The sequence below is a fragment of the Azospirillum sp. FG154 genome (assembly GCF_057809575.1).
In genome coordinates this window covers 128,778-150,045 of record NZ_JBMDKF010000010.1, presented here as the reverse complement: position 1 = coordinate 150,045, position 21,268 = coordinate 128,778, and the positions used below count along the sequence as shown (strand labels likewise).

17 protein-coding genes are annotated in these 21,268 nt (G+C 65.1%); 7 read left to right on the top strand and 10 right to left on the bottom strand.

Annotated features, from left to right (window positions below; translation table 11 throughout):
- Positions 1-95: 95 nt before the first annotated feature.
- Together ACODS4_RS13990 and ACODS4_RS13985 are read left to right on the top strand one after the other, a co-directional pair.
- Positions 96-1,505, top strand: coding sequence for a hypothetical protein (locus ACODS4_RS13990; protein WP_488864595.1), 1,410 nt, complete (start codon positions 96-98; stop codon positions 1,503-1,505).
- Positions 1,506-1,629: 124 nt separating this feature from the next.
- Positions 1,630-2,208, top strand: coding sequence for a hypothetical protein (locus ACODS4_RS13985; protein ID WP_488864593.1), 579 nt, complete (start codon positions 1,630-1,632; stop codon positions 2,206-2,208).
- A 75-nt stretch (positions 2,209-2,283) separates the two neighbouring features.
- Here ACODS4_RS13985 and ACODS4_RS13980 read toward each other — a convergent pair whose 3' ends face one another.
- Positions 2,284-3,783, bottom strand: coding sequence for a CoA-acylating methylmalonate-semialdehyde dehydrogenase (locus ACODS4_RS13980; RefSeq protein ID WP_488864591.1), 1,500 nt, complete (start codon positions 3,781-3,783; stop codon positions 2,284-2,286).
- A gap of 22 nt (positions 3,784-3,805) precedes the next feature.
- Entirely contained in the window at positions 3,806-5,167 is a 1,362-nt protein-coding gene (gene aptA, locus ACODS4_RS13975) for an omega-aminotransferase AptA (protein WP_488864589.1), read from the bottom strand.
- 127 nt (positions 5,168-5,294) lie between these two features.
- Between aptA and ACODS4_RS13970 the strand changes: the two genes are divergently transcribed.
- Positions 5,295-6,272, top strand: coding sequence for a LysR family transcriptional regulator (locus ACODS4_RS13970; protein WP_488864587.1), 978 nt, complete (start codon positions 5,295-5,297; stop codon positions 6,270-6,272).
- Here the strand turns inward: ACODS4_RS13970 and ACODS4_RS13965 are convergent.
- The 6 genes from ACODS4_RS13965 to ACODS4_RS13940 all read right to left on the bottom strand — a co-directional run bounded on the left by ACODS4_RS13965 (position 6,230) and on the right by ACODS4_RS13940 (position 13,138).
- Positions 6,230-7,303, bottom strand: a complete 1,074-nt coding sequence (locus ACODS4_RS13965) for an aldose epimerase family protein (RefSeq protein ID WP_488864585.1) — start codon at positions 7,301-7,303, stop codon at positions 6,230-6,232. The genes ACODS4_RS13970 and ACODS4_RS13965 overlap by 43 nt on opposite strands.
- A 5-nt stretch (positions 7,304-7,308) precedes the next feature.
- Positions 7,309-8,286, bottom strand: a complete 978-nt coding sequence (gene yjfF / locus ACODS4_RS13960) for a galactofuranose ABC transporter, permease protein YjfF (protein WP_488864583.1) — start codon at positions 8,284-8,286, stop codon at positions 7,309-7,311.
- Positions 8,283-9,314, bottom strand: coding sequence for an ABC transporter permease (locus ACODS4_RS13955; protein WP_488864581.1), 1,032 nt, complete (start codon positions 9,312-9,314; stop codon positions 8,283-8,285). Before ACODS4_RS13955 ends, yjfF begins: the two co-directional genes overlap by 4 nt.
- Positions 9,311-10,870, bottom strand: a complete 1,560-nt coding sequence (gene ytfR, locus ACODS4_RS13950; protein WP_488864579.1) for a galactofuranose ABC transporter, ATP-binding protein YtfR — start codon at positions 10,868-10,870, stop codon at positions 9,311-9,313. The genes ACODS4_RS13955 and ytfR overlap by 4 nt, the downstream gene beginning before the upstream one ends.
- A 142-nt stretch (positions 10,871-11,012) precedes the next feature.
- On the bottom strand, positions 11,013-11,981 hold the full coding sequence (ytfQ, locus tag ACODS4_RS13945) for a galactofuranose ABC transporter, galactofuranose-binding protein YtfQ (protein ID WP_488864577.1): 969 nt from the start codon (positions 11,979-11,981) through the stop codon (positions 11,013-11,015).
- A 266-nt stretch (positions 11,982-12,247) separates the two neighbouring features.
- Complete coding sequence (locus tag ACODS4_RS13940) at positions 12,248-13,138, bottom strand: LysR family transcriptional regulator (RefSeq protein WP_488864575.1); 891 nt, start codon at positions 13,136-13,138, stop codon at positions 12,248-12,250.
- A 155-nt stretch (positions 13,139-13,293) separates the two neighbouring features.
- Here ACODS4_RS13940 and ACODS4_RS13935 point away from each other — a divergent pair, with 155 nt between their 5' ends.
- The 4 genes from ACODS4_RS13935 (at position 13,294) to ACODS4_RS13920 (ending at position 17,539) form a co-directional block, all read left to right on the top strand.
- Positions 13,294-14,391 carry a 4-oxalomesaconate tautomerase gene (locus ACODS4_RS13935; protein ID WP_488864574.1) on the top strand — a complete coding sequence of 366 codons (1,098 nt, stop codon included), beginning with the start codon at positions 13,294-13,296 and terminating at the stop codon, positions 14,389-14,391.
- A gap of 108 nt (positions 14,392-14,499) precedes the next feature.
- A complete protein-coding gene (locus ACODS4_RS13930) occupies positions 14,500-15,522 on the top strand; it encodes a DctP family TRAP transporter solute-binding subunit (RefSeq protein ID WP_488864572.1) in 1,023 nt (340 codons plus the stop codon).
- An 83-nt stretch (positions 15,523-15,605) separates the two neighbouring features.
- Positions 15,606-16,244: a TRAP transporter small permease gene (locus tag ACODS4_RS13925; RefSeq protein ID WP_488864570.1), complete on the top strand. Its 639-nt coding sequence runs from the start codon at positions 15,606-15,608 to the stop codon at positions 16,242-16,244.
- Positions 16,241-17,539, top strand: a complete 1,299-nt coding sequence (locus ACODS4_RS13920; protein ID WP_488864568.1) for a TRAP transporter large permease — start codon at positions 16,241-16,243, stop codon at positions 17,537-17,539. Before ACODS4_RS13925 ends, ACODS4_RS13920 begins: the two co-directional genes overlap by 4 nt.
- A 156-nt stretch (positions 17,540-17,695) precedes the next feature.
- On the opposite strand, the gene ACODS4_RS13915 is transcribed toward ACODS4_RS13920, so the two are convergent.
- Together ACODS4_RS13915 and ACODS4_RS13910 are read right to left on the bottom strand one after the other, a co-directional pair.
- Positions 17,696-20,149 (bottom strand): two-component system response regulator, encoded by a 2,454-nt coding sequence (locus ACODS4_RS13915; RefSeq protein ID WP_488864566.1) that lies wholly within the window; start codon positions 20,147-20,149, stop codon positions 17,696-17,698.
- A gap of 13 nt (positions 20,150-20,162) precedes the next feature.
- Positions 20,163-21,230: a sensor histidine kinase gene (locus ACODS4_RS13910; RefSeq protein WP_488864564.1), complete on the bottom strand. Its 1,068-nt coding sequence runs from the start codon at positions 21,228-21,230 to the stop codon at positions 20,163-20,165.
- Positions 21,231-21,268 lie beyond the last annotated feature (38 nt).

Genomic DNA, 21,268 nt, shown 5'->3' with positions numbered 1-21,268 from the left:
AAATGGCCAATCTGTGACTGTCATCACTGCGCGGGAGGCGAAATTCGGAAAAGATCGCATTCGAGATAAATTACGAATGCGCATTGGAGCCAGCCATGTCCAAAGCCCGCTCTGCCCCCCGCCCCCAAGCGGTCGCCGCTGTGGTCGGCGCCGTCCTCTTGACCCCGACCTTGGCCGTCGCCCAAACGGCCACCGGCGTTCCATCGTTGCTTGAGGCGTTGACGGCGGCGGCGGATCCGACCGGGACGGCCAACAGTTTTCAGGTGGGCGGGGCGACGGTGACGGCCAACAACGCCTTTTTCCAATCTCTGGGAACCAACGGGCGGAGCTGCGTCACCTGCCATGATCCGCAAGCGGGCTGGAGCGTCACGCCGCGCGGCGTCAACGCGCGGTTCCAGGCGACTCAAGGGGCCGATCCGCTGTTCCGCCTGATCGACGGCGCCACCTGTTCGACCGCGTCGACCGCGACGGCGGCGACCCAGCTTCGCGCCTATTCGCTGCTGTTGGGCAAGGGGCTGTTCCGCATCGCTCTGCCGGTTCCCGCCAACGCGCAATTCACCATTTCGGTGACGAGCGACCCCTATGATTGCAACACCAACGCCAGCACGGGTTTGACCAGCCCGACCAGCGGCACGCTGTCGGTCTACCGCCGCCCCTTGCCGTCCACCAACCAGCGCTTTCAAACCAGCGTCATGTGGGATGGCCGCGAAGCGTCGCTGACGACCCAGGCGATCAACGCGACGCTGGGCCACGCGCAGGCGACCGGCGCGCCGACGCTGACGCAGCAGGCGCAGATGGTCGCCTTTGAAAGCGGCCTTTACACCGCGCAGGCGACGGACGCCACGGCGGGGGCGTTGGACGCCTTGGGCGCGACGGGCGGGGTGGCGACGCTGACGCAGCAGCCTTTCACAGTTGGCGTCAATGATTCGGCCAATCCAAATGGTTTCGACCGGGTGGTGTTCAAACTTTACACGGCTTGGCAGAGCCTGACCGGGACCGACGCCGCGACGCAGGCGCGGCGATCCATTGCGCGTGGCGAGCAGATTTTCAACACGCGCGCCTTCACCATCAACAATGTCCCAGGGTTGACCACCGCCGCCAACACCAGCGTTTCGGGCAGTTGCAGCACCTGCCACGACACGCCGAACGTCGGCAATCATTCGGTCAACAGCCTGATGAACATCGGCGTGTCGAACGCCGCCGCTCCGGCGGCGCTCGACGTGGCCGCCCTGCCCGTCTTCACCCTGACCTGCACGGCGGGGCCATTGTCGGGTCGGACCTTCACCGTCACCGATCCCGGACAGGCGATGGTCACGGGCCGGTGCAGCGACATCGGGCGGATGAAGGCGCCGGCCCTGCGCGGACTGGCGGCGCGCGCCCCCTATTTCCACAACGGAAGCGCGGCCACGCTGGGCGCCGTCGTCGGTTTCTACAATGGCCGCTTCAATTTGGGCCTGTCGGCGCAGGAGCGGGCCGATCTGGTGAATTTCCTTCAGGCGCTGTAACGCCCGATGGGATCGGCGGCGAGCGGTCAACGGGAAATCCACACTCCGCGCAAGGGTAAGGGTTGCTTGAAATCCCTTTTTCAGGGAATAGTCTCTGGAAAATGCGATTTTGTGGAGAAGGTGGATGTATCACCCGGAAGCGCTGGATCCCATCGTCACCTTCCTGCGTGGCTTGGGCGTCGGCGTCGAGTATGGCGAGGGGGCGCGCAATGGCTTTCTGCCGGGCATGAACATCCATGGCGGCGTGATCCATGTCGATCCTGACGCCCTGATCGGATCGGGCGACCTTCTGCATGAGGCCGGGCACATCGTCGGCGTGCCACGGCGTTACTGGACGCGGTTGGGGACGGATCTCCAAGCCAGCATCGAGACGTTGGTCGCCGAAGAAACGGAACCGGACGGCTCCGCCAACCCTGTGCTCACCGTGGCGGCCCAGCGGGGCGAACTCATGGCTCAGGCCTGGTCCTATGCGGTCGCCCTGCATCTTGGCCTGCCGCCCTCCTGCATCTTCTTCCCCGGCACGCACAAATTGCACGAGTATGAAGGGCCACACCCGATGGCGGAGTGGCTGGCGCGGGGAACGCATTACGGCCCGCTGTTTCTGGCACAGGCCGATTTTACGGGGTATTCCGGCGTCTTCGCCTTTATGGGCGACAATGGCCTGCCGCCCTACCCCCACATGACCCGCTGGTCGGTGGACTGAGCCGATCATCGGCGGCGGCGCAAAAGAACGGGGCCGCTGACGTCGTCAACGGCCCCGCTTTTCATTTCCCGTTCATTACTTCATGGACGGAAACGCGAACTGCGCCCCTTCGCGCACGCCGCCGGTCGGCCAGCGCTGGCTGATCGTCTTGCGCCGGGTGTAGAAGCGCACCCCGTCGGGACCGTAGGCCGACAGATCGCCGAACAGCGAGCGTTTCCAGCCGCCGAAGCTGTGATAGGCGACCGGCACCGGCAGCGGCACGTTGATGCCGACCATGCCGACTTTAATCATGTCGCTGAAGTAACGGGCGGCCTCGCCATCGCGGGTGAACAGGCAGGTGCCGTTGCCGTATTCGTGCGAGTCGATCAGGTCCATCCCCTCCTGCATCGTCTTGACGCGGACGACGCAGAGGACCGGGCCGAAGATCTCTTCCTTATAAATCGCCATGTCCGACGTCACGCGGTCGAACAGGCAGCCGCCCAGGAAATTGCCGTTCTCGTGGCCGGGCACCACCAGCCCCCGGCCATCGACGACCAGTTCGGCCCCTTCGCGCACGCCTTGATCGACGTAGCCCTTCACCTTGTCGAAATGGGCGCGGGTGACGAGCGGCCCCATCTCGCAGCCCGCCGAGGTTCCGGCCCCGACCTTCAGACCGCGCAGCTCGATCGCCAGCTTTTCGACCAGACGGTCGGCCACCGCGTCGCCGACGGCGACCACCACCGAAATCGCCATGCAACGTTCGCCGCAGGAGCCGTAGGCCGCCCCCATCAGCGCGCTGACCGCATTGTCCAGATCAGCGTCGGGCATGACGATGGCGTGGTTCTTCGCCCCGCCCAGCGCCTGCACCCGTTTGCCGTTGGCCGTGCCGGTGGCGTAGACATATTCGGCGACCGGGGTCGATCCGACGAAGCTGACCGCCTGCACGCGCGGGTCGGTCAGCAGCGTGTCCACCGCCTCCTTGTCGCCGTTCACCACGTTCAGCACGCCCGGCGGCAACCCGGCTTCCAACGCCAGTTGCGCGACCAGCAGGGCGGAGCTGGGGTCACGCTCCGACGGTTTCAGGATGAAGGTGTTCCCGCTGGCGATGGCGATGGGGTACATCCAAAGCGGAACCATCGCCGGGAAATTGAAGGGCGTGATGCCCGCGACGACGCCCAGGGGCTGGAATTCCGACCAGGAATCCACCCCCGGCCCGACATTCTTGGAATGCTCGCCCTTCAGCAATTCCGGGACGCCGCAGGCGTATTCGACATTCTCGATCCCGCGCGTCAGCTCGCCGCGCGCGTCGTCCAGCACCTTGCCGTGTTCTTGCGTGATGAGCGCGCAGATGCGGTCGGCGTTGTCTTCCAACAACTGCTTGAAGCGGAACATCACGCGCGCCCGTTTGGCGGGCGGGGTGGCCCGCCACGCCGGGAAGGTGGCCTCGGCGGCGGCGATCGCCTCCTCCACCGTGGCGCGGGAGGCGAGGGCGACCCGGCCCGTCACCTCCCCCGTCGCCGGGTTGACGATGTCGGCGGTGCGGCTGTCGGCGGGGGCGTCGGTCTTGGCGCCGATCAGGTGCGGAAGAATGGTCATGGTCGGTTGGTCCGTCATCACGTCAGGCGGTGGCTTGGATGGCGTCGGCGACGACGTTCATCAGGCCGTCGAGGTCTTCCGGCGTCGTCAGGAAATGCGGGCCGAATTGCAGGGTGTCGCCGCCATAACGGACGTAATAGCCCGCGTCCCAGCATTTCATCGCGATCTCATAGGGGCGGCGGGCCGGTTCGCCCGGCAGGGCGGCGATGGTGACGGCGCCCGCCAAGCCATAGTTGCGGATGTCGGCGACGTGCTTCAGCCCCTTCAACCCATGCAGGACCGTTTCAAAATGCGGGGCCAGCGCGGCGGCCTTCTCCGCCAGCTTGTCCTTTTCAAACAGGTCGAGCGCGGCGACGCCAGCGGCGCAGGCCACCGGATGGGCGGAATAGGTGTAGCCGTGCGGGAATTCCACCATGTAGTTCGGCCCGCCATTGTCCATGAAGGTCTGATAGATCTCATGGCTGGCGACCACCGCGCCCATCGGAATCGCGCCGTTGGTCAGGCCCTTGGCGACGTTCATGATGTCGGGGACCACGCCGAAGGCGTCGGCGCCAAAGGCCGCGCCCATGCGGCCAAAGCCGGTGATGACCTCGTCGAAAATCAACAGGATGCTGTGCTTGTCGCAGATGGCGCGCAGCCGTTCCAGATAGCCCTTGGGCGGCGGCAGCACGCCAGCCGATCCCGCCAACGGCTCGACGATCACGGCGGCGATGTTCGACGCGTCGTGCAGGGCGACCAGTTCCTCCAGCGCGTCGGCCAGTTCGGCCCCCTCGTCGGGCATGCCCTTGGTGAAGAGATTCTGCGGCAACAGGGTGTGCGGCAGATGGTCGGCGTCCACGCCCTGCCCGAACAGCTTGCGGTTGCCGCCGATGCCGCCCAGGCTGATGCCGCCGAAATTGACGCCGTGATAGCCCTTGGACCGCCCGATCAGCTTGGTTTTCGCCGGTTGCCCCTTCAGCCGCCAATAGGCCCGCGCCATTTTCAGCGAGGTGTCGGCGGCTTCCGACCCGGAATTGACGAAGAAGACGTGATCCAACCCCGCCGGGGTCATCGAGGCCAGCTTGTGCGCCAGCTTGAAGGAGGCCGGATGGCCGTATTGGAAACCGGGGCTGTAATCAAGCTGGGCCATCTGTTCGGCCACCGCCTGGGTGATTTCCCGGCGGTTGTGACCGGCGCCGCAGCACCACAGGCCGGACAGGCTGTCGTAAATCTTGCGGCCCTGCGCGTCCCAATACCACGCCCCTTCGGCCTTCACGATGACGCGCGGATTCTCTTTGAACTCGCGGTTGGCGGTGAAGGGCATCCAATGGGCGTCCAACTCCGCGCGGGTCAGGCCCGCCGCCTTGTCCAGTCCAGCGCCATGGTCATTGTCCAAGGGGGCCATCGGTCCGTCTCCTGCGTGTCGTGATGATTGAGGGCCAAGGCGGACAGTGTGCCGGGCGCATGGATGTGGTTAAATCCAAACTGTTCAAACTTCAGTCTAGCGTTTCCTTACCTATCGAGCCGCCATCATGAGCAAACCGCCCCGCCCCCTGTCCCCCGTAACCGACGCCGACATCCGCCTGCTGCGCGTCTTCAAAACGGTGGTGGAGTGCGGCGGTTTTTCAGCGGCGGAGGTGGAGCTGAACATCAGCCGCGCCGCCATCAGCCTGCACATGGCCGATCTGGAACGCCGCCTGGGCCTGCGCCTGTGCCGCCGGGGCCGCGCCGGGTTCCTGCTGACCGACGAGGGGCGCATGGCCTATGAGGCGGCCTTGCGCCTGCTGGCGGGGTTGGAGAGTTTTCGCAGCGAGATCAACACCGCCCATGGCCGCCTGCGCGGCGAATTGAACATCGGCATCACCGACAACCTCGTCACCCTGCCGCAAATGCGCGTGACCGACGCGCTGCGCGGGCTGAAGACCCAGGCCCCCGACGTGCGGGTGAACATCCGCATGATTCCACCCAACGAGATCGAACGCGGCGTGCTGGACGGCCGCCTGCACATCGGCGTCGTCCCCGCCCGCCGCGCCCTGCCCGGCCTCGCCCGCTTCGCCCTGTATGAGGAGGAATCGCAACTCTATTGCGGCAAGGGCCACCCGCTGTTCGACACGGCGCCGGACGCCGTCACCCGCGCCGCCGTGGAATCCGCCGACGCCGTCGCCCCAACCCAAGCCCAACAACCCCACGCGCTGAACGCCACGGCGACGGCGACCGACCGCGAGGGCGTGGCCTTTCTGGTGCTGACCGGCTGCTACGTCGGCTTCCTGCCCACCCACTACGCCCGCCAATGGGTGGAACGCGGCGCCATGCGCGCCCTGCTGCCCGACAGCCACCGCCACAGCGTGACCTTCCACGCCGTCACGCAAAAAGGCGCGCAAGCCAATCTGGTGCTGGAACGGTTCCTGGATTTGCTGTCGCGCCCGGCGGCCAAGGCGGTGAAGCCTGGAGCAAAGGCGGCGACCGATCACGCCCCCGCCGTCACCCGCAACGCCATCCGGTGCTCATAACGCCGCCCCGGATCCAACCGGGCGGACGGAAAGTCCCCGATGTTCGGGCTGTTGGGAAAGCGCTGGGTTTCCAGGGCGATTCCGGCGAAGGGGCGGTAGGGTTGGCCGTCTTTGCCGATGATCGCCGCGTTCAGATAGCCGCCGGTGTAGACCTGCAAGCCCGGCTGGTCGGTCAGCAGCTCCAGGCGGCGGCCTGTGGGCGGGTGATCCAGGCGGGCCGCCAGACGCAAGTCTCCTGCACCGCCGTCCAGACACCAATTGTGGTCGAAGCCGGTCGTTCCGCCCCCAACCGTTCCGCCCCCTGCCGCTCCACTCAGGGCGTCGAGCGCGTTGGCCAACAGCGGCCCGTCGCGCAGGTCGAACGGCGTGCCGTCCACCGGCAGACGGGCGCCGGTGGGGATCAGGCCGTCGTCCACCGGGGTGATCGCGTCGCCCAGCACGGTCAGGCGATGGTCGCGCACGTCGCCCGCCGCGTGTCCGGCGAGGTTCCAATAGCTGTGATGGACCAGATTGACCATGGTCGGCGCGTCGGTCGTCGCCGTCATCTGGATGTCCAGCGTCCCGTCCGCCGTCAGGCGATAGCGGGTTTGGGCGAGAAGCTCCCCCGGATAGCCCTGGTCGCCGTCGGGCGAGCGCAGGGTGAAGGTGACGGCGTTCTCCGCCTCCTCCACCGCCATCGCCCACAGCCGCCGGTCGAAGCCGTCGGCCCCGCCATGCAGATGGTTTGGCGGCTCGTTGACGCTCAGAGCGTGGCGGACGCCGTCCAGCGTGAACGCCGCGCCGCCGATGCGGTTGCCGTAACGCCCGCAGGTCGCGCCGAAATAGGCGCTGCTCTCCAGGTATTCGGACAGCCGGTCGAAGCCCAACACCACATCGGCCAGCGTTCCGGCGCGGTCGGGGGCGAGCAGGCGGACCAGACGCGCGCCGTGCGCGATCAGGGTGGCCGACACCCCCGACGGGCTGGTCAGGGTCACGCCCTCCACCGGGGTTCCGTCGGCGGCGTGGTCGAAGATGAAACGGGTGACGCTCACGGGCTTCAAGCCTCCGCCGGGTCGCCGTCACGGTCGGACCAGACCGCCAGCAAGCCCTTTTGCAACAGAATGAAGACGAACAGCAACACGCCGATGGCGATCTTGGTCCACCAACTGCTCATCGTGCCGTCGAAGGTGATGTAGGTTTGGATCAAGCCCTGGATCAGCACCCCGCCGAAGGTGCCCAGCACCAGACCATAGCCGCCGGTCAATTGCGTGCCGCCGATCACCACGGCGGTGATGGTGTCCAACTCCACCCCGGTCGCCGCCAGCGAATAGCCCGCCCCGGTGTAAAGCGAAAAGACGATCCCCGCCAACCCGGCCAGCAGCCCCGACAGGGCGTAAACGCCGACCGTGGTGCGCGCCACCGGCACGCCCATCAGCTCCGCCGAATGGCGGTTGCCGCCCAGCGCGTAGATGTTGGCGCCAAAGCGCGTCCAATGGGCCAGCAGGATCGACAGCGCGAAGACGCCCAGCATCAGCATGGCGGGCAGGCTCAACCGCCCGCCGCCGGAAAAGCGCCACGCCACCTCGTTCAAATCGCTGTAGAGCGGGTGGTTGATCGGCAGGGAATCGGTGGTCAGGACGAAGCTGACGCCGCGCGCGATGAACATCCCGGCCAGCGTGACGATGAAGGGCGGCATCTGGAACCAATGGATCACCGCCCCCATCGCCGCCCCGAACCCGGCCCCGACGGCCAAGGCCACGACGAAGGCGACCATCGGGTGGAGTCCCGCCTGTTCGATCAACACCGCCAGCAGCACGGTGGTGAAGCCGATCACCGCCCCCACCGACAAATCGATGCCGCCCGACAAGATGACGAAGGTCATGCCCGCCGCCGCGATGCCGACAAAGGCGTTGTCGGTCAACAGATTGCCGACCACCCGGAGGGAGGCGAAGTTGGGAAACTGCGCGGCGCACAGCAGAAAGCCGATGACCAGCACCGCCATGGTGACGATCAGCGGCAGGAAACGCTGGATCATGGCGTGGTCCTTTTCGGCGCGACGGGGTGGGGTTTGATCGGTTGGACGCCGCGCGGGCGCGGCAGCAGGGTGGTCAAGGCGGGCGATTGGGCCAACAGCACCACCAGCAGCACCGCCGCCTTGACGATCAGGTTGAATTCCGGCTTGAAGCCGCTCAACAGAATGCCGGTGTTCATCGCCTGAAGGATCGCCGCCCCCACCACCGACATCAGCAGCCCGAAGCGTCCGCCCAACAGGGAGGTTCCGCCGACCACCACGGCCAGGATGGCGTCCAACTCCAGCCACAGACCGGCGTTGTTCGCGTCGGCCCCCCGGATGTCGGCGGTCACGATCAACCCGGCGACGGCGGCGCACAGCCCGCACCAGACATAGACGGCGATCAGGATCACCGGCGTGTTGACCCCGGCGTAGGCGCTGGACAGCCGGTTGACGCCGACCGATTCGATCATCAGCCCCAGGGCCGTCATCCGCACCAGCAGCGCGGTCAACCCCAGAACGGCGGCGGTCAAGGCCACCGGCGTCGGCACGGTCAGAAAGGATCCGCTGCCGATGGCGGCCAGATCGGGGCTGACGAAGGTGACGATCTGGCCCTCGGTGACAAGCTGGGCGATTCCGCGCCCGGCGACCATCAGGATCAGGGTGGCGATGATCGGCTGGATGCGCAGCACGGCGACCAACACGCCGTTCCACAGCCCGCACAACAGGCCGGACGCCAGCGACGCGGCCAGCACCGCCGACAGCCCCCAACCGGCTTGCGTCATGGTGGCGGCGATGGCCCCGGAAATCGCCATGATCGCGCCGACCGACAGATCGACGCCGCGCGTGGCGATGACCATGGTCATGCCGATGGCCAGCAGCGCCACCGGCGCGCCCCGGTTCATCACATCGACCAGACTGCCGAACAGGCGGCCATCCTGCAAACGGATGGAAAAGAAATCGGGAAACAGCAACCAATTGGCCAGCAGCACGGCGACCAGCGCGCCATATTGCGGCAGATTGCGGGTGGAGCCGGACAGCGACAGGCTCATGGCCGGACCTCCGCAACGGGTGATGGGGGCACGGGTGATGGGGGCGATTCCGAGGCGATGGAGGCGACGATGCGTTCGACGCTCACATCCTCCCCGCGCAGGACGTCCACATGGTGGCGGTCGCGCAGCACGATGACGCGGCGGCTGTAGGCGACGATCTCCTCAAGCTCCGACGACACCACCAGCAGCGCCATGCCGTCGGCGCACAGACGTTCGATCAACCGGATGATTTCGGCGTGCGCGCCGACGTCGATGCCGCGCGTCGGTTCGTCCAAAATCAGGAAACGCGGGTCGGTCGCCAGCCAGCGCGCCAGCAGCGCCTTTTGCTGGTTGCCGCCGGACAAAAGCTGAATCGGGCGTTCGGCGTCCGGCGTGCGGATGTCGAGCAGGCGGATGAAGCGGTCGGCGATCTCCTGCTGGCGGCGGCGGGGGATCGGCTTCAGCCAGCCTTGCCGGGCCTGAAGCGCCAGAATGATGTTCTCCCGCACCGACAGGGCGCCGACGATGCCCTCTTTCTTGCGGTCTTCCGGGCAATAGCCGAAGCCCAGCCGCACCGCCTCGCGCGGGCCGCGCAGTTGGGTGGTTTGACCATCGACCGTCACGCTTCCGCTGTCGGCCCGATCCACGCCGAAGGCCAGCCGCGCCGTCTCCGTCCGCCCGGATCCCAGCAGACCGGCCAGCCCGACCACCTCGCCGGGCCGGATGTCGAGATCGAAGGGGGCGACGCTGCGCGTCTTGCCGAAACCCTGGAAGCGCACCAGCGGCGGGCGGCCGTCGTCGATCTCCTCCGGTTGGGCCAGCCGATGGGACGCCGCCTCCAGCTCCCGCCCCAGCATCATGGCGACCAGATCGAGCCGGGGCAGATCGGCGGCGCGGCGTTCGCCGACCAGACGACCGTTGCGCAGCACGGTGATGCGGTCGCACACCGCGTACACTTGGTCGAGGAAATGGGTGACGAAGACGATGCCGATGCCGCGCGCCTTCAACCCGCGCATGACGTCGAACAGCACCGCCACCTCCTGCGCGTCCAGGCTGGCGGTCGGCTCGTCGAGGATCAGCACCTTGGCCGACATGTCCACGGCGCGGGCGATGGCGACGATTTGCTGGGTCGCCACCGAAAAGCGTTGAAGGGGGGCCGCCACGTCGATGGACAGGCCGTAGCCGTCCAGAATCGCCCGCGCCCGCCGCCGCATCGCCGCCCGGTCCACCAGCCCGAACCGCATCGGCTGCCGCCCGAGGAACAGATTTTCCGCCACCGACAGGTTCGGCAGCAGATTGACCTCTTGATAGACCGTGCCGATGTTCAGGCGCTGGGCGTCTTCGACGCTGCGCGGGGCGATCTCCTCGCCGCACAGGGCGATCGTGCCGCCGTCGCGCTGGTAAACGCCGGTCAGCGTCTTGATGAGGGTGGATTTGCCCGCGCCATTTTCCCCCAGCAGCGCGTGAACCTCGCCATGCCGCAGGGTGAAATCAACGCCGTCGAGCGCCTGGACGCCAAGAAACGCCTTGGACAGCCCCCGGATCGCCAGCAGCGGCGGGGCGTGGGGATGCGTCATGAAAAAATCCTCACCTGACTGGCTGGCAACCGGGGTCATAACCCTGATGGGAGGGACGGAATGGGGCTGCGGCCCCGCATCACCGGCGCCGCAGCCCCCACCCTCGACGGGCATGCCCCTCTATGCCCTGGAGAAACGCCGATCAGTAAGCGTCCTTGCGGCGCTCATACTCGGCTTTGGCGGTTTCCGGGGTGAACAGCGCGGATTCCGTCTGGATCCATTTGGCGGGCAGCGTCCCGGTCTTCTTGTAGGCGATCAGCGCGTCATAGGCCGGCCCGGCCATGTTGGGGGTCAACTCCACCGTCGCGTTGGCCGTGCCCTCCGCCATCGCCTTGAAGATGTCGGGAACGCCGTCGATGGACACGACGAGGATGTCGGAGCCGGGCTTCAAACCGGCTTCCTTGATCGCCTGGATGGCGCCGACCGCCATGTCGTCGTTGTGGGCGTAGACGGCGCAGATGCCCTTGCCGCCATTCTCGGCCTTGATGAAGCTTTCCATCACCTCTTTGCCCTTGGCGCGGGTGAAGTCGCCGGACTGGGTGCGGGTGATCTTCATGCCAGGATTCTTGGCGACGACCTCGTCAAAGCCCTTCTTCCGGTTGATGGCGGGGGAGGAGCCGACGGTGCCCTGCAACTCGACCACGGCGCATTTGCCGCCGGTCTTCTTGGCCAGCCATTCGCCAGCCACGCGGCCTTCATGCACCGTGTCGGAGGTGACGGCGGTCATGTAGAGGCTGTTGTCCTTGGTGTCGATCTGACGGTCGAGCAGGACGACCGGGATCTTGGCCTCCTTGGCTTCCTTCAGCACCGAATCCCAGCCGGTGGCGACCACCGGGGCGATGAAGATGGCGTCCACCCCCTGGGCCACAAACGAACGCACGGCCTTGATCTGGTTTTCCTGCTTCTGCTGAGCGTCGGAGATTTTCAAATCAATGCCGCGCTTGTCGGCTTCGGCCTTGGCCGTCTTGGTTTCGGCGGCGCGCCAACCGGATTCCGATCCGATTTGCGAGAAGCCGACCACCAGCTTGCCGTCGGCGGCCTGGGCCGGGGCGACGCCGGCGAACAGGGCGACAACCGCCGTGGCGGCGACGGCGGACTTCAGCCAAGTCATGGACATCGTTCCTCACTCCCTAAAATTTTATGGGTCGTTTTTGCAGGCGAATGCGTTGCCGGACCGCGCGACGCGCCCCGGTTGGATCGGCTGTGCTGTCGAAAACATCGGATCAAACGCGCCGAGCCGGGTTGTTTTCAGTCGGCGCGTCGGATCATTGATTGTTTGATGAACGTACTTTATGCGCCGATATCATAACTGTCCAATGCGATTTCGAGCGGTTTTGATATGGAAAGCGATATGATTGTTGCCGATTGGCGGGATCATCACGGCTTCCAGGCCCCCAGCAGCGTGTCGAGGAAGCGCGCCGCCATCGGCGACAGCACCGCGCCGTGGCGGCGGACCACGCCGATGGTGCGGGAGATTTTTGGGTGGACGAGCGGGACGGTGCGGATGATCGGGTGGCCCTGCGCCGGGGTGGCCAGCTTGGGCAGCAGCGCCACGCCCAACCCGGCCTCCACCAGCCCCAGCGACCCTGACAGATGCGTGACCTCGTAGGACCAGGTCAGCTTCAGGCCATGTTCGGCCAGCGTGTTGTCGATCAGGGCGCGGTTGCCGCTGGTCCGCCCCACCGTGATGATGCGGTGCGCCGCCAGCTCGCTCCACGTCACCGTCTCGCGCGCGGCCAGCGGGTGATCGTGGCGGCAGGCCAGGACGAAGGGATCCTCGGCCAACGGTTGGAAATCAATGTCGGGGTGCGAGGCGCCGATGAAGTTGATGCCGAAATCGGCCTCGCCGCGCGCCACCGCCTCCAACCCCTCGTTGGCGCCCAAATCAAGGATGCGGAAGCGGATGCGGGGAAAGGCGGCGCTGAAGCCGCTGATGGCGCGGGGCAGGAAATAGAACACCGTGGTCGGCACCGCCGCGATGGAGATCTGCCCGCCGCTGCGGGTTCCCAGATCATGGATTCCCATCAGCGACGTCTCAAAATCATCCAACAGCCGCTGCACCTTCGGGATGAAGTCGCGCCCGACCATGGTCAGCGCCACATGCCGGGTGGAGCGTTCGAGCAGGGCGACGCCCAACGTCTCCTCCAGCTTTTGGATGCGGCGGCTCAGCGCCGGTTGCGACAGGTTCAACAGCTTGGCCGCCCGGTGAAAGCTGCCCAACTCCGCCACCGCGACGAAGGCCTTCAGGTCGATCAGTTCAAAATTCATCCGCCTCGCCGCCTTTGACGCGCCGGATCATTGATCCGTTTTTCGCAATAATTCCTCCGATCTTTGCATTTCACAGAAATGCGGGCAAGGCCGATAGTCGGCTCCATCGACCGTGGCCACGGCGCCTTGTCATCGGACTAAATTCAGGCATTCCCATGAACGATCAGATCCGAATCCCCTGCGTGATGATGCGCGGCGGCACGTCCCGTGGCCCGTTCTTTCTCGCTTCCGACCTTCCCGCCGATCCGGCGGCGCGCGACGCGCTGCTGCTGTCGGTGATGGGGGCGGGGCATGATCTGGAAATCGACGGCATCGGCGGCGGCAACCCGCTGACCAGCAAGGTGGCGATCATCGGCCCGCCCAGCATCGCCGGGGCCGACGTCGATTATCTGTTCGCCCAGGTCAAGGTGCGCGAACGGGTGGTGGACACCTCGCCCAATTGCGGAAACATGCTGGCGGCGGTCGGCCCCTTCGCCATCGAAGCCGGTCTGGTCGCCGCGTCGGACGGCGTGACCGTGCTGCGCATCCACAACGTCAACACCCGCAAATTGATCGAGGCGCGGGTCCAGACCCCCGGCGGCCACGTCACCTATGAGGGCGACGCCACCATCGACGGCGTGCCGGGAACGGCGGCCCCCATCCACCTGTCCTTTCTCGACGCGGCGGGGGCCAACACCGGGCGGCTGCTGCCGACCGGATCGGCGGTGGAGGAGATTGACGGAATCGCCGTGTCCTGCCTGGACGCCGCCATTCCGGTGATGATGGTCCGCGCCGCCGATCTCGGCAAAACGGGGGCTGAATCGCCCGACAGCTACCGCCTCGACCGCGTGTTCATGAACCGGCTGGAGGCGTTGCGGCTGGAGGCCGGGCGGCGGATGGGCTTCGCCAACGCCGCCGATCTGGTCATTCCCAAACCCGTCCTGCTGGCCCCGGCCACGCGCGGCGGCACGCTGGCGGTGCGCTATTTCATGCCGCACGACTGCCACAAGGCGTTGGCGATCACCGGCGCGGTCGCCGTCGCCACCGCCTGCGCCACCCCCGGCACGCTGGCGGCGGCGATGGTCGGGGCGCAGGCCCTGCCCGCCGACGTGGCGTTGGAACACCCGTCCGGGCGCCTCACCGTCCGTCTGGAGCCGTCGGCGCACCGGCAGGCCCCCTTGGCGGCGGTTCAACGCACCGCCCGGCGTCTGTTTGAAGGATCGGTTTTCGCCCGTCCCGAGGCGGCCCCCCACCCCTTCGCCCTGGCCAGTTGACCGCGCCGCGACGGCGCGAACGCTCCCCCAAAATCCCCAAAAATCCCAGAAAATTCAGCCGGAACCGCCATACAATCGCGCGGCGCCGGCCTGTCGGAGGAAACCACCATGAATCGCCCCCTCGCCGCCCTGCTGCTGGCGTCCAGCGCCCTGCTCGCCACCGTCTCCATCGCCGGGCCAGCCTTGGCCGACAAACCCATCATCATCAAATTCAGCCATGTCGTCGCCCCCGACACTCCCAAGGGAATCGCGGCGGCCCAGTTCAAGAAATTCGCCGAGGAGCGCACCGGCGGCAAGGTGGTGGTCGAACTGTACCCCAACAGCCAGCTTTACAAGGACAAGGAGGAGCTGGAGGCCCTGCAATTGGGCGCCGTGCAGATGCTGGCCCCGACCGCCAGCAAATTCGGCCCCATCGGGCTGAAGGATTATCAGGCTTTCGACCTGCCCTATCTGTTCCCCGACCGCGCCACCGTCCACAAGGTGACGAACGGGCCGATCGGCGCCGCCCTGCTGCGCAAGCTGGAGAGCAAGGGCATGGTCGGGATGGCCTTTTGGGACAACGGGTTCCGCGCCATGAGCGCCAACACCCCGCTGCGCCTGCCGACCGACGCGCGCGGCCTGAAGATCCGAATCAACTCGTCCAAAGTGAACGCCGAAACCATCAAAGCTCTGGGCGGACTGCCGCAAACGCTGGCGCTGTCGGAGGTGTATCAGGCGCTCGACACCGGCGTCGTCGATGGCACGGACGGGCCGCTGTCCAACCTCTACACCCAAAAACAGCATGAGGTGCAAAAGCACGTCACCCTGACCGACCACAGCTTCAGCGCCTACGTCGTCGTGGTGAACAAACCCTTCTGGGACGGCTTGCCCGCCGACATCCGCACCAAGTTGGATGGCGCGCTGAAGGACGCCACGCGGATCAACGACCAGTTGGCCGAAGAGGATGAACAGAAGACCATCGACGCCATCCGCAATTCCGGCAAAACCGCCGTCCACACCCCGACGGCGGATGAAAAACAGGCCTGGATCAAGGCGTTGACGCCGGTTCAAACCAAGATGGCCCAACAGCTTGGCCTGACCGAACTGGTCGCGGCGGTGAACCGCGACCTGACCGCCGAACGCAGCCAGTAACCCGCCGCGCGGCGATGGGGCGGGGGTGGCGAGGCGGCGAGCCTCCCCGCTCCCCCCCCCGGCATATAAGGACACAAGGCGCCATGACTTTTCTCGATGCGCTGGAGGAGTGGATCATCTCCACCCTCATGGCGGCGGCGACGCTCGTCATTTTTGTGGCGGTGGTTCACCGCTATCTCGTCGGCGTGCCCGTTCTGCAAGACGCGCTGCTGCGCTTTGATTTCACCTGGGCGCAAGAACTCTGCATCTACATGTTCGTCTGGATGGCGAAATTCGGCGCCGCGTATGGCGTGCGCACCGGCATCCATGTCGGCGTCGATGTTCTCATCAACCGGCTGAGCGGGCCGTGGCGCGCCCGCTTCATCGTGTTGGGGCTGCTGGCGGGCGCGCTGTTCACCGGGATCGTCGGCACGCTGGGGGCCAGCTTCGTCTGGCACATGGCGCACACCGATCAGGTGTCCGCCGATCTGGAAATGCCGATGTGGCTGGTCTATCTGGCGATTCCCTGCGGATCCTATTTGATGGGCTTCCGCTTCCTTCAGGTCTGCGTCGCCTTCCTGCGGACGGGAAGCCTGCCCCACCACGACCACGGCCATGTCGATGGACTGGAGGAAGAGGCCGCCGCGTCCGCCGACGTCAACTGGTACGCGCTGGACGACAATCTGCACCCGCATGACCTGACCCGCGCCGACGCGCGGCGATCCAAGGAGACGGCCCGATGAGCGCCGCCATTATTTTTGGCCTGCTGCTGGTTTTGATGCTGACCGGCATGCCGGTTTCCATCTCGCTCGGCCTGACCGTTCTGACCTTTCTCTTCACCATGACCGACGTGCCGATCAGCGCGGTGGCGTTGAAGCTGTTCACCGGGATCGAGAAGTTCGAGATCATGGCGATCCCCTTCTTCATTCTGGCGGGGAATTTCCTGACCCATGGCGGCGTCGCCCGCCGCATGATTAATTTCGCCAGCGCCATGGTCGGCCATTGGCACGGCGGGTTGGGGTTGGCGGGCGTCATGGGCTGCGCGCTGTTCGCGGCGGTGTCGGGGTCCAGCCCGGCGACGGTGGTCGCCATCGGCTCGGTCATTTTGCCTGCGATGGTGCGGCAGGGCTTTCCCCGCCAGTTCGGGGCGGGCGTCATCACCACGGCGGGGGCGCTGGGCATCCTGATTCCGCCGTCGATCTGCATGGTGATGTACGCGGTGGCGACCGCCGGAAATCCCAAGGCGGCCTCCATCGGCCAACTCTTCATGGCGGGGGTGGTTCCCGGCCTGATTTTGGCCTTTCTGTTGGGGCTGACCACCTGGAATCGCGCCCGCAAGAACAATTACCCCCGCCTGCCGAAAGCCAGCCTGGGCCAACGCCTGAGCACCTTCCGCGAAGCGGTGTGGGGCTTGCTGTTGATCGTCGTCGTCATCGGCGGCATCTACAGCGGCGCCTTCACCCCGACCGAAGCGGCGGCGATGAGCGCCGTCTACGCCTTCGTCATCGCCGTGTTCGTCTACAAGGACATGCCGCTGGCGGGCGTGCCGAAGGTGCTGTTGTCGTCGGCCAGCATGTCGGCGATGCTGCTCTACATCATCACCAACGCCGTGCTGTTCTCCTTCGTGCTGACCTCGGAAAACATCCCGCAGGCGATCGCCGATTGGATCACCGGCCAGGGCCTGGGCGTCGTCGCCTTCCTGCTGGTGACGAACATCCTGCTGCTGATGGCGGGCAATTTCATGGAGCCGTCCTCCATCGTCCTCATCATGGCGCCGATCCTGGTTCCGGTCGCCCTGCGCCTGGGCATCGACCCGGTGCATTTCGGCATCATCATGGTGGTCAACATGGAGGTCGGCATGTGCCACCCGCCGGTCGGCCTGAACCTCTATGTCGCCAGCGGCATCACCAAAATGGGCATCACCGAACTGACGGTGGCGGTGTGGCCGTGGCTGTTGACCATGCTGGCCTTTCTGGTCGCCGTCACCTACCTGCCGATCCTGTCCTTGTGGCTGCCGCGCGCTCTGGGCATGATGTAGCGTCCGGTTTCACGATGGTTCGGCTGGTTGCCGCCGTCGTTGCGTCGTCCTGTGGCGAACCTGATCCGTTCCGGGTCGGGTTCCCGCCATCTCGTCACGCTGTGACGACGTGGCGTTTGAACCGGCGGGCGGCGGGGAAATCAAGGTCGGCGGCGCTCATGATTTCTCGCACAAGCCAGCGCAATTTTGCCGATTCCGCAACAGAGCCGCGACCGCGTCGGCGGTCATCGGGCGGGCGTAGAGATAGCCCTGCCCTTCTTCGCAGCCGCGCGCTTGCAAGAAGGCTTTCTGATCTTCGGTTTCGATGCCTTCGGCGATGACGATCAGGTTCAACCGATGGGCCATGGCGATGATCGCCTCGGTGATCGCCTCGTCGTTGCGGTCATGGGGAATGTCCCGAACGAAGCTGCGGTCAATCTTGATGCGGTCGATGGGCAGGGATTTCAGGGATCCCATGCAGGAATAGCCGGTGCCGAAATCATCAATGGCCAGCGACACCCCGATTTCTTTCAACGCGTGCAGCGTGGCGATGCATTCTTCGTCATTTTGCAGGGTGCTTTCGGTGATTTCGATTTCCAGCCAATCGGGCGCAAGGTCGGTGTCCTCCAGGATCCGGCGAACGACGCGCGGCAAACGGTCAAGATTCATCTGCCTGGCCGACACGTTGACCGCCACCCGCACCGGCGGCAGACCGGCGTCCCGCCACGCCTTCGCCTGCCAGCAGGCCTCGCGCAACACCCAATCGCCGATGCCGACGATCAGGCGGCTTTTCTCAGCGATTGGAATCACGTCGTCGGGGCCACGCAGCCCGTGGATGGGGTGCTGCCAACGGATCAGCGCCTCCACCCCGACGATGGCGCCGGTCGCCAGATCGACTTGCGGCTGGTAGTGGAGCCGAAATTCATCCTTCTCAAAGCCGCGCCGCAGGTCGCGATCATGGTCCATGTACAGGGCCGCCCGCTCCGTCATCTCTTTGCGGTAGAAGGCGAAGCTGTTCCGACCGGCGTCCTTGGCCGCGTACATGGCGGTGTCGGCGGCGCGGATCAAATCCTCTTGCGCGACGCCGTCGTCGGGAAACAGGCTGATGCCGACGCTGGCGGAAATGGCGAACTCCATGCCCGACAGCATGACCGGATGGGACAGCGCGGCGATGATGCGATCCGCCAATTCCCCCATCGCTTCGGGCTGGTCAACCCGATCCACGATCACCATGAACTCGTCGCCGCCCAACCGGGCCACGGTGTCTTCGGCGCGGACGGCGAGGCGCAACGCCTTGGCCACCGCGCGCAACAGGTCGTCGCCGACGCTGTGACCCAACGTGTCGTTGATCCGCTTGAAATGATCCAAATCGACGAACAACAGCCCAACCTTGTTCTGGTTGCGCGCCGCCGTCTGCATCGCGTGTTCCAGCCGGTCCATCGCCAACAAGCGGTTGGGCAGGTCCGTCAGCGGATCGAAATGCGCCAGATGTTGAAATTTGTCCTGCGCATGACGAATCGCCGTCAGGTCGGAAAACAGGGCGACATAATGCGACACCTGCCCATAACGGTCAGTGACCGCCGCGACGTTCGCCAACACGGGCAGCGCCTCGCCATTGCTCTGGCGGCCCCGGATCTCGCTGTGCCATTGCCGGGTTGTCGCCAACGCCTTCTGCGCGGCTTCCCAGTCGGCGGCGGAGAGGGTCGGCGGCGACAGCAGATGGGACGGGCGCCCAATCACGTCGTCCCGCTCATAGCCGGTGATCGCGCAATAGCCACGGTTGGAATCGAGCGTGACGAACCGCCGGTCGAGAATCAGAATGCCTTCCTGCGTCGCCTCAAACACGGTGGCCGCTTGCCGCAACTGCGCCTCGGTGTTTCTGCGCGCGGTGATGTCCTGGATCACCCCGATCAGCCGCTTTTTTTGGTTGACGTCCGTTTCAAAGACCCGGCCCTGCACCTTCAGCCAATGAACGCTGCCGTCGGGGTGGACGCTGCGGAATTCGATGCCCCCCAGCCCTTGACCATCCACCGTTCGCTCAAACGCTTGATTGACCAACTCCCGATCATCTTCGTGGACCTGCTCCAGAAAGCGGTCCCACGACCCGGAAAACACCTCCTGCGCATGGCCGAACAAATGCTGGGCTTTGCCGACGTGCAACACGGTGCGGGTGGAGACGTCCAACTCCCACGACGCCATGTCCGCCGCTTCCAGCGCCAGAAGCAACCGTTCCTCGCTTTCGCGGATCGCCGTGTCGGCGGCGCTGCGTTCCAGCGCCATTTGAATGGTCGCGTGCAATTCCCGTTCGCTGAAGGGTTTGATGAGATAGCCGTAGGGCTTGGTGCCGCGCGCGCGCTCCAGCGTCGCCGCTTCGGAATAGGCGGTCAGATAGATGACCGGCGTGTGGGCTTCCTTGTGGATCTCCAAGGCGGTTTCAATCCCATCCATCGCGCCTTCGATGTGGATGTCCATCAGGATGACGTCCGGCTGCGCGCTGCGGGCGCGCTCCAGCGCCTGCTCCCCCGAAGCGGCCATGGCGGCGATCTCATAGCCAAGGGTTTTCAAGCGCTGCTGAAGGTGCAAAGCGACGATCCGCTCATCCTCGACCACCAACACCCGAGCCTGCGACATGGTGAGCCCCCGCCTATTTGGTGGATGGGAAACGCAATGAAAAACAGGTTGGGCTGGCGTTTTGAATCGACAGCGTGCCGCCAAGCTGTTCGGTCAACAGAACAACCAACTGCAACCCCAGCGTTTCTGTTGAGTTGACGTCAAGACCGGCGGGCAGGCCTATTCCGTCGTCGCTGACCGACAACGACACCTCGGTTGGCGACTCGTTGACAAGCTTGATGTGGATTTCTCCGGTCCGGCCACTGGGAAACCCATGCTTGATCGCGTTGGAAATCAGTTCATTGACAATCAAACCGCAGGGGATCGCAGCGCTGATCGGCAGATGGACGTCGAAGGTGTGGATCGACAAGGCGATGCGGGATGGATCAACGCCATAAGAACTAATCAACGTTGGCGCCAGAGAATCCAAAAAATTTGCAAAATCGACTTGAGCAAAATTTTTGGATTGATAAAGGGTTTGGTGAATGAGCGCCATGGATCGAATGCGCGTTTGGCTGTCGCGCAGCATGCTGAGAACCTGGGCGTCATAAATTCGTGACGATTGCAAATCCAGCAAACTGTCGATGATCTGCAAGTTGTTCTTAACGCGATGATGAATTTCAGCCAGAAGGATGTCTTTTTCTTTCAGCGCCTGTTGGATCTTTTCCTCTTTTTGCTTGCGGTCGGAAATGTCCACAATCGCCGACAGCACCATTGTGCCTTCCTCGGTTTCGATCGGGTTCAGGCCAATTTCAACGGGAAACTCACTGCCATCCTTGCGCAAGCCATACAGATCCCGCCCGGCCCCCATGGGGCGTGATTGCGGTTGGGAAAAAAAAGATGCGCGAAGAGTCGGATGGTGGCCGCTGAATCGGGTTGGAACCAGGATTTCGACCGGACGCCCCAACAACTCATCGCGTGAGTAGCCGAAAACACGCTCGGTTTGGGTGTTTATCATTTCGATCAACCCGCGATCATTGACCATGACCATGGCGTTTGGCGCTGATTCGACGACTTGCCGAAACCGCTCTTCGCTTTTGCGCAGGGCATGTTCGATCCATTGCCGTTGAGCGTCGTTCGAGAAGCCAGCCTCATCCTCCATTCCGCTCTCCGCCAGTTTGCTTCGGGTCAGATTCGTTT

Coding starts and splice junctions, on each gene's coding strand:
- ACODS4_RS13970 (WP_488864587.1), top strand. CDS start 5,295: ATGAGCAAACCGCCCCGCCCCCTGTCCCCCGTAACCGACGCCGACATC.
- yjfF (WP_488864583.1), bottom strand. CDS start 8,286: ATGATCCAGCGTTTCCTGCCGCTGATCGTCACCATGGCGGTGCTGGTC.
- ytfR (WP_488864579.1), bottom strand. CDS start 10,870: ATGACGCATCCCCACGCCCCGCCGCTGCTGGCGATCCGGGGGCTGTCC.
- ACODS4_RS13980 (WP_488864591.1), bottom strand. CDS start 3,783: ATGACCATTCTTCCGCACCTGATCGGCGCCAAGACCGACGCCCCCGCC.
- ACODS4_RS13910 (WP_488864564.1), bottom strand. CDS start 21,230: ATGGAGGATGAGGCTGGCTTCTCGAACGACGCTCAACGGCAATGGATC.
- ACODS4_RS13925 (WP_488864570.1), top strand. CDS start 15,606: ATGACTTTTCTCGATGCGCTGGAGGAGTGGATCATCTCCACCCTCATG.
- ACODS4_RS13990 (WP_488864595.1), top strand. CDS start 96: ATGTCCAAAGCCCGCTCTGCCCCCCGCCCCCAAGCGGTCGCCGCTGTG.
- ACODS4_RS13935 (WP_488864574.1), top strand. CDS start 13,294: ATGAACGATCAGATCCGAATCCCCTGCGTGATGATGCGCGGCGGCACG.
- aptA (WP_488864589.1), bottom strand. CDS start 5,167: ATGGCCCCCTTGGACAATGACCATGGCGCTGGACTGGACAAGGCGGCG.
- ACODS4_RS13915 (WP_488864566.1), bottom strand. CDS start 20,149: ATGTCGCAGGCTCGGGTGTTGGTGGTCGAGGATGAGCGGATCGTCGCT.
- ACODS4_RS13930 (WP_488864572.1), top strand. CDS start 14,500: ATGAATCGCCCCCTCGCCGCCCTGCTGCTGGCGTCCAGCGCCCTGCTC.
- ACODS4_RS13985 (WP_488864593.1), top strand. CDS start 1,630: ATGTATCACCCGGAAGCGCTGGATCCCATCGTCACCTTCCTGCGTGGC.
- ACODS4_RS13940 (WP_488864575.1), bottom strand. CDS start 13,138: ATGAATTTTGAACTGATCGACCTGAAGGCCTTCGTCGCGGTGGCGGAG.
- ytfQ (WP_488864577.1), bottom strand. CDS start 11,981: ATGACTTGGCTGAAGTCCGCCGTCGCCGCCACGGCGGTTGTCGCCCTG.
- ACODS4_RS13955 (WP_488864581.1), bottom strand. CDS start 9,314: ATGAGCCTGTCGCTGTCCGGCTCCACCCGCAATCTGCCGCAATATGGC.
- ACODS4_RS13920 (WP_488864568.1), top strand. CDS start 16,241: ATGAGCGCCGCCATTATTTTTGGCCTGCTGCTGGTTTTGATGCTGACC.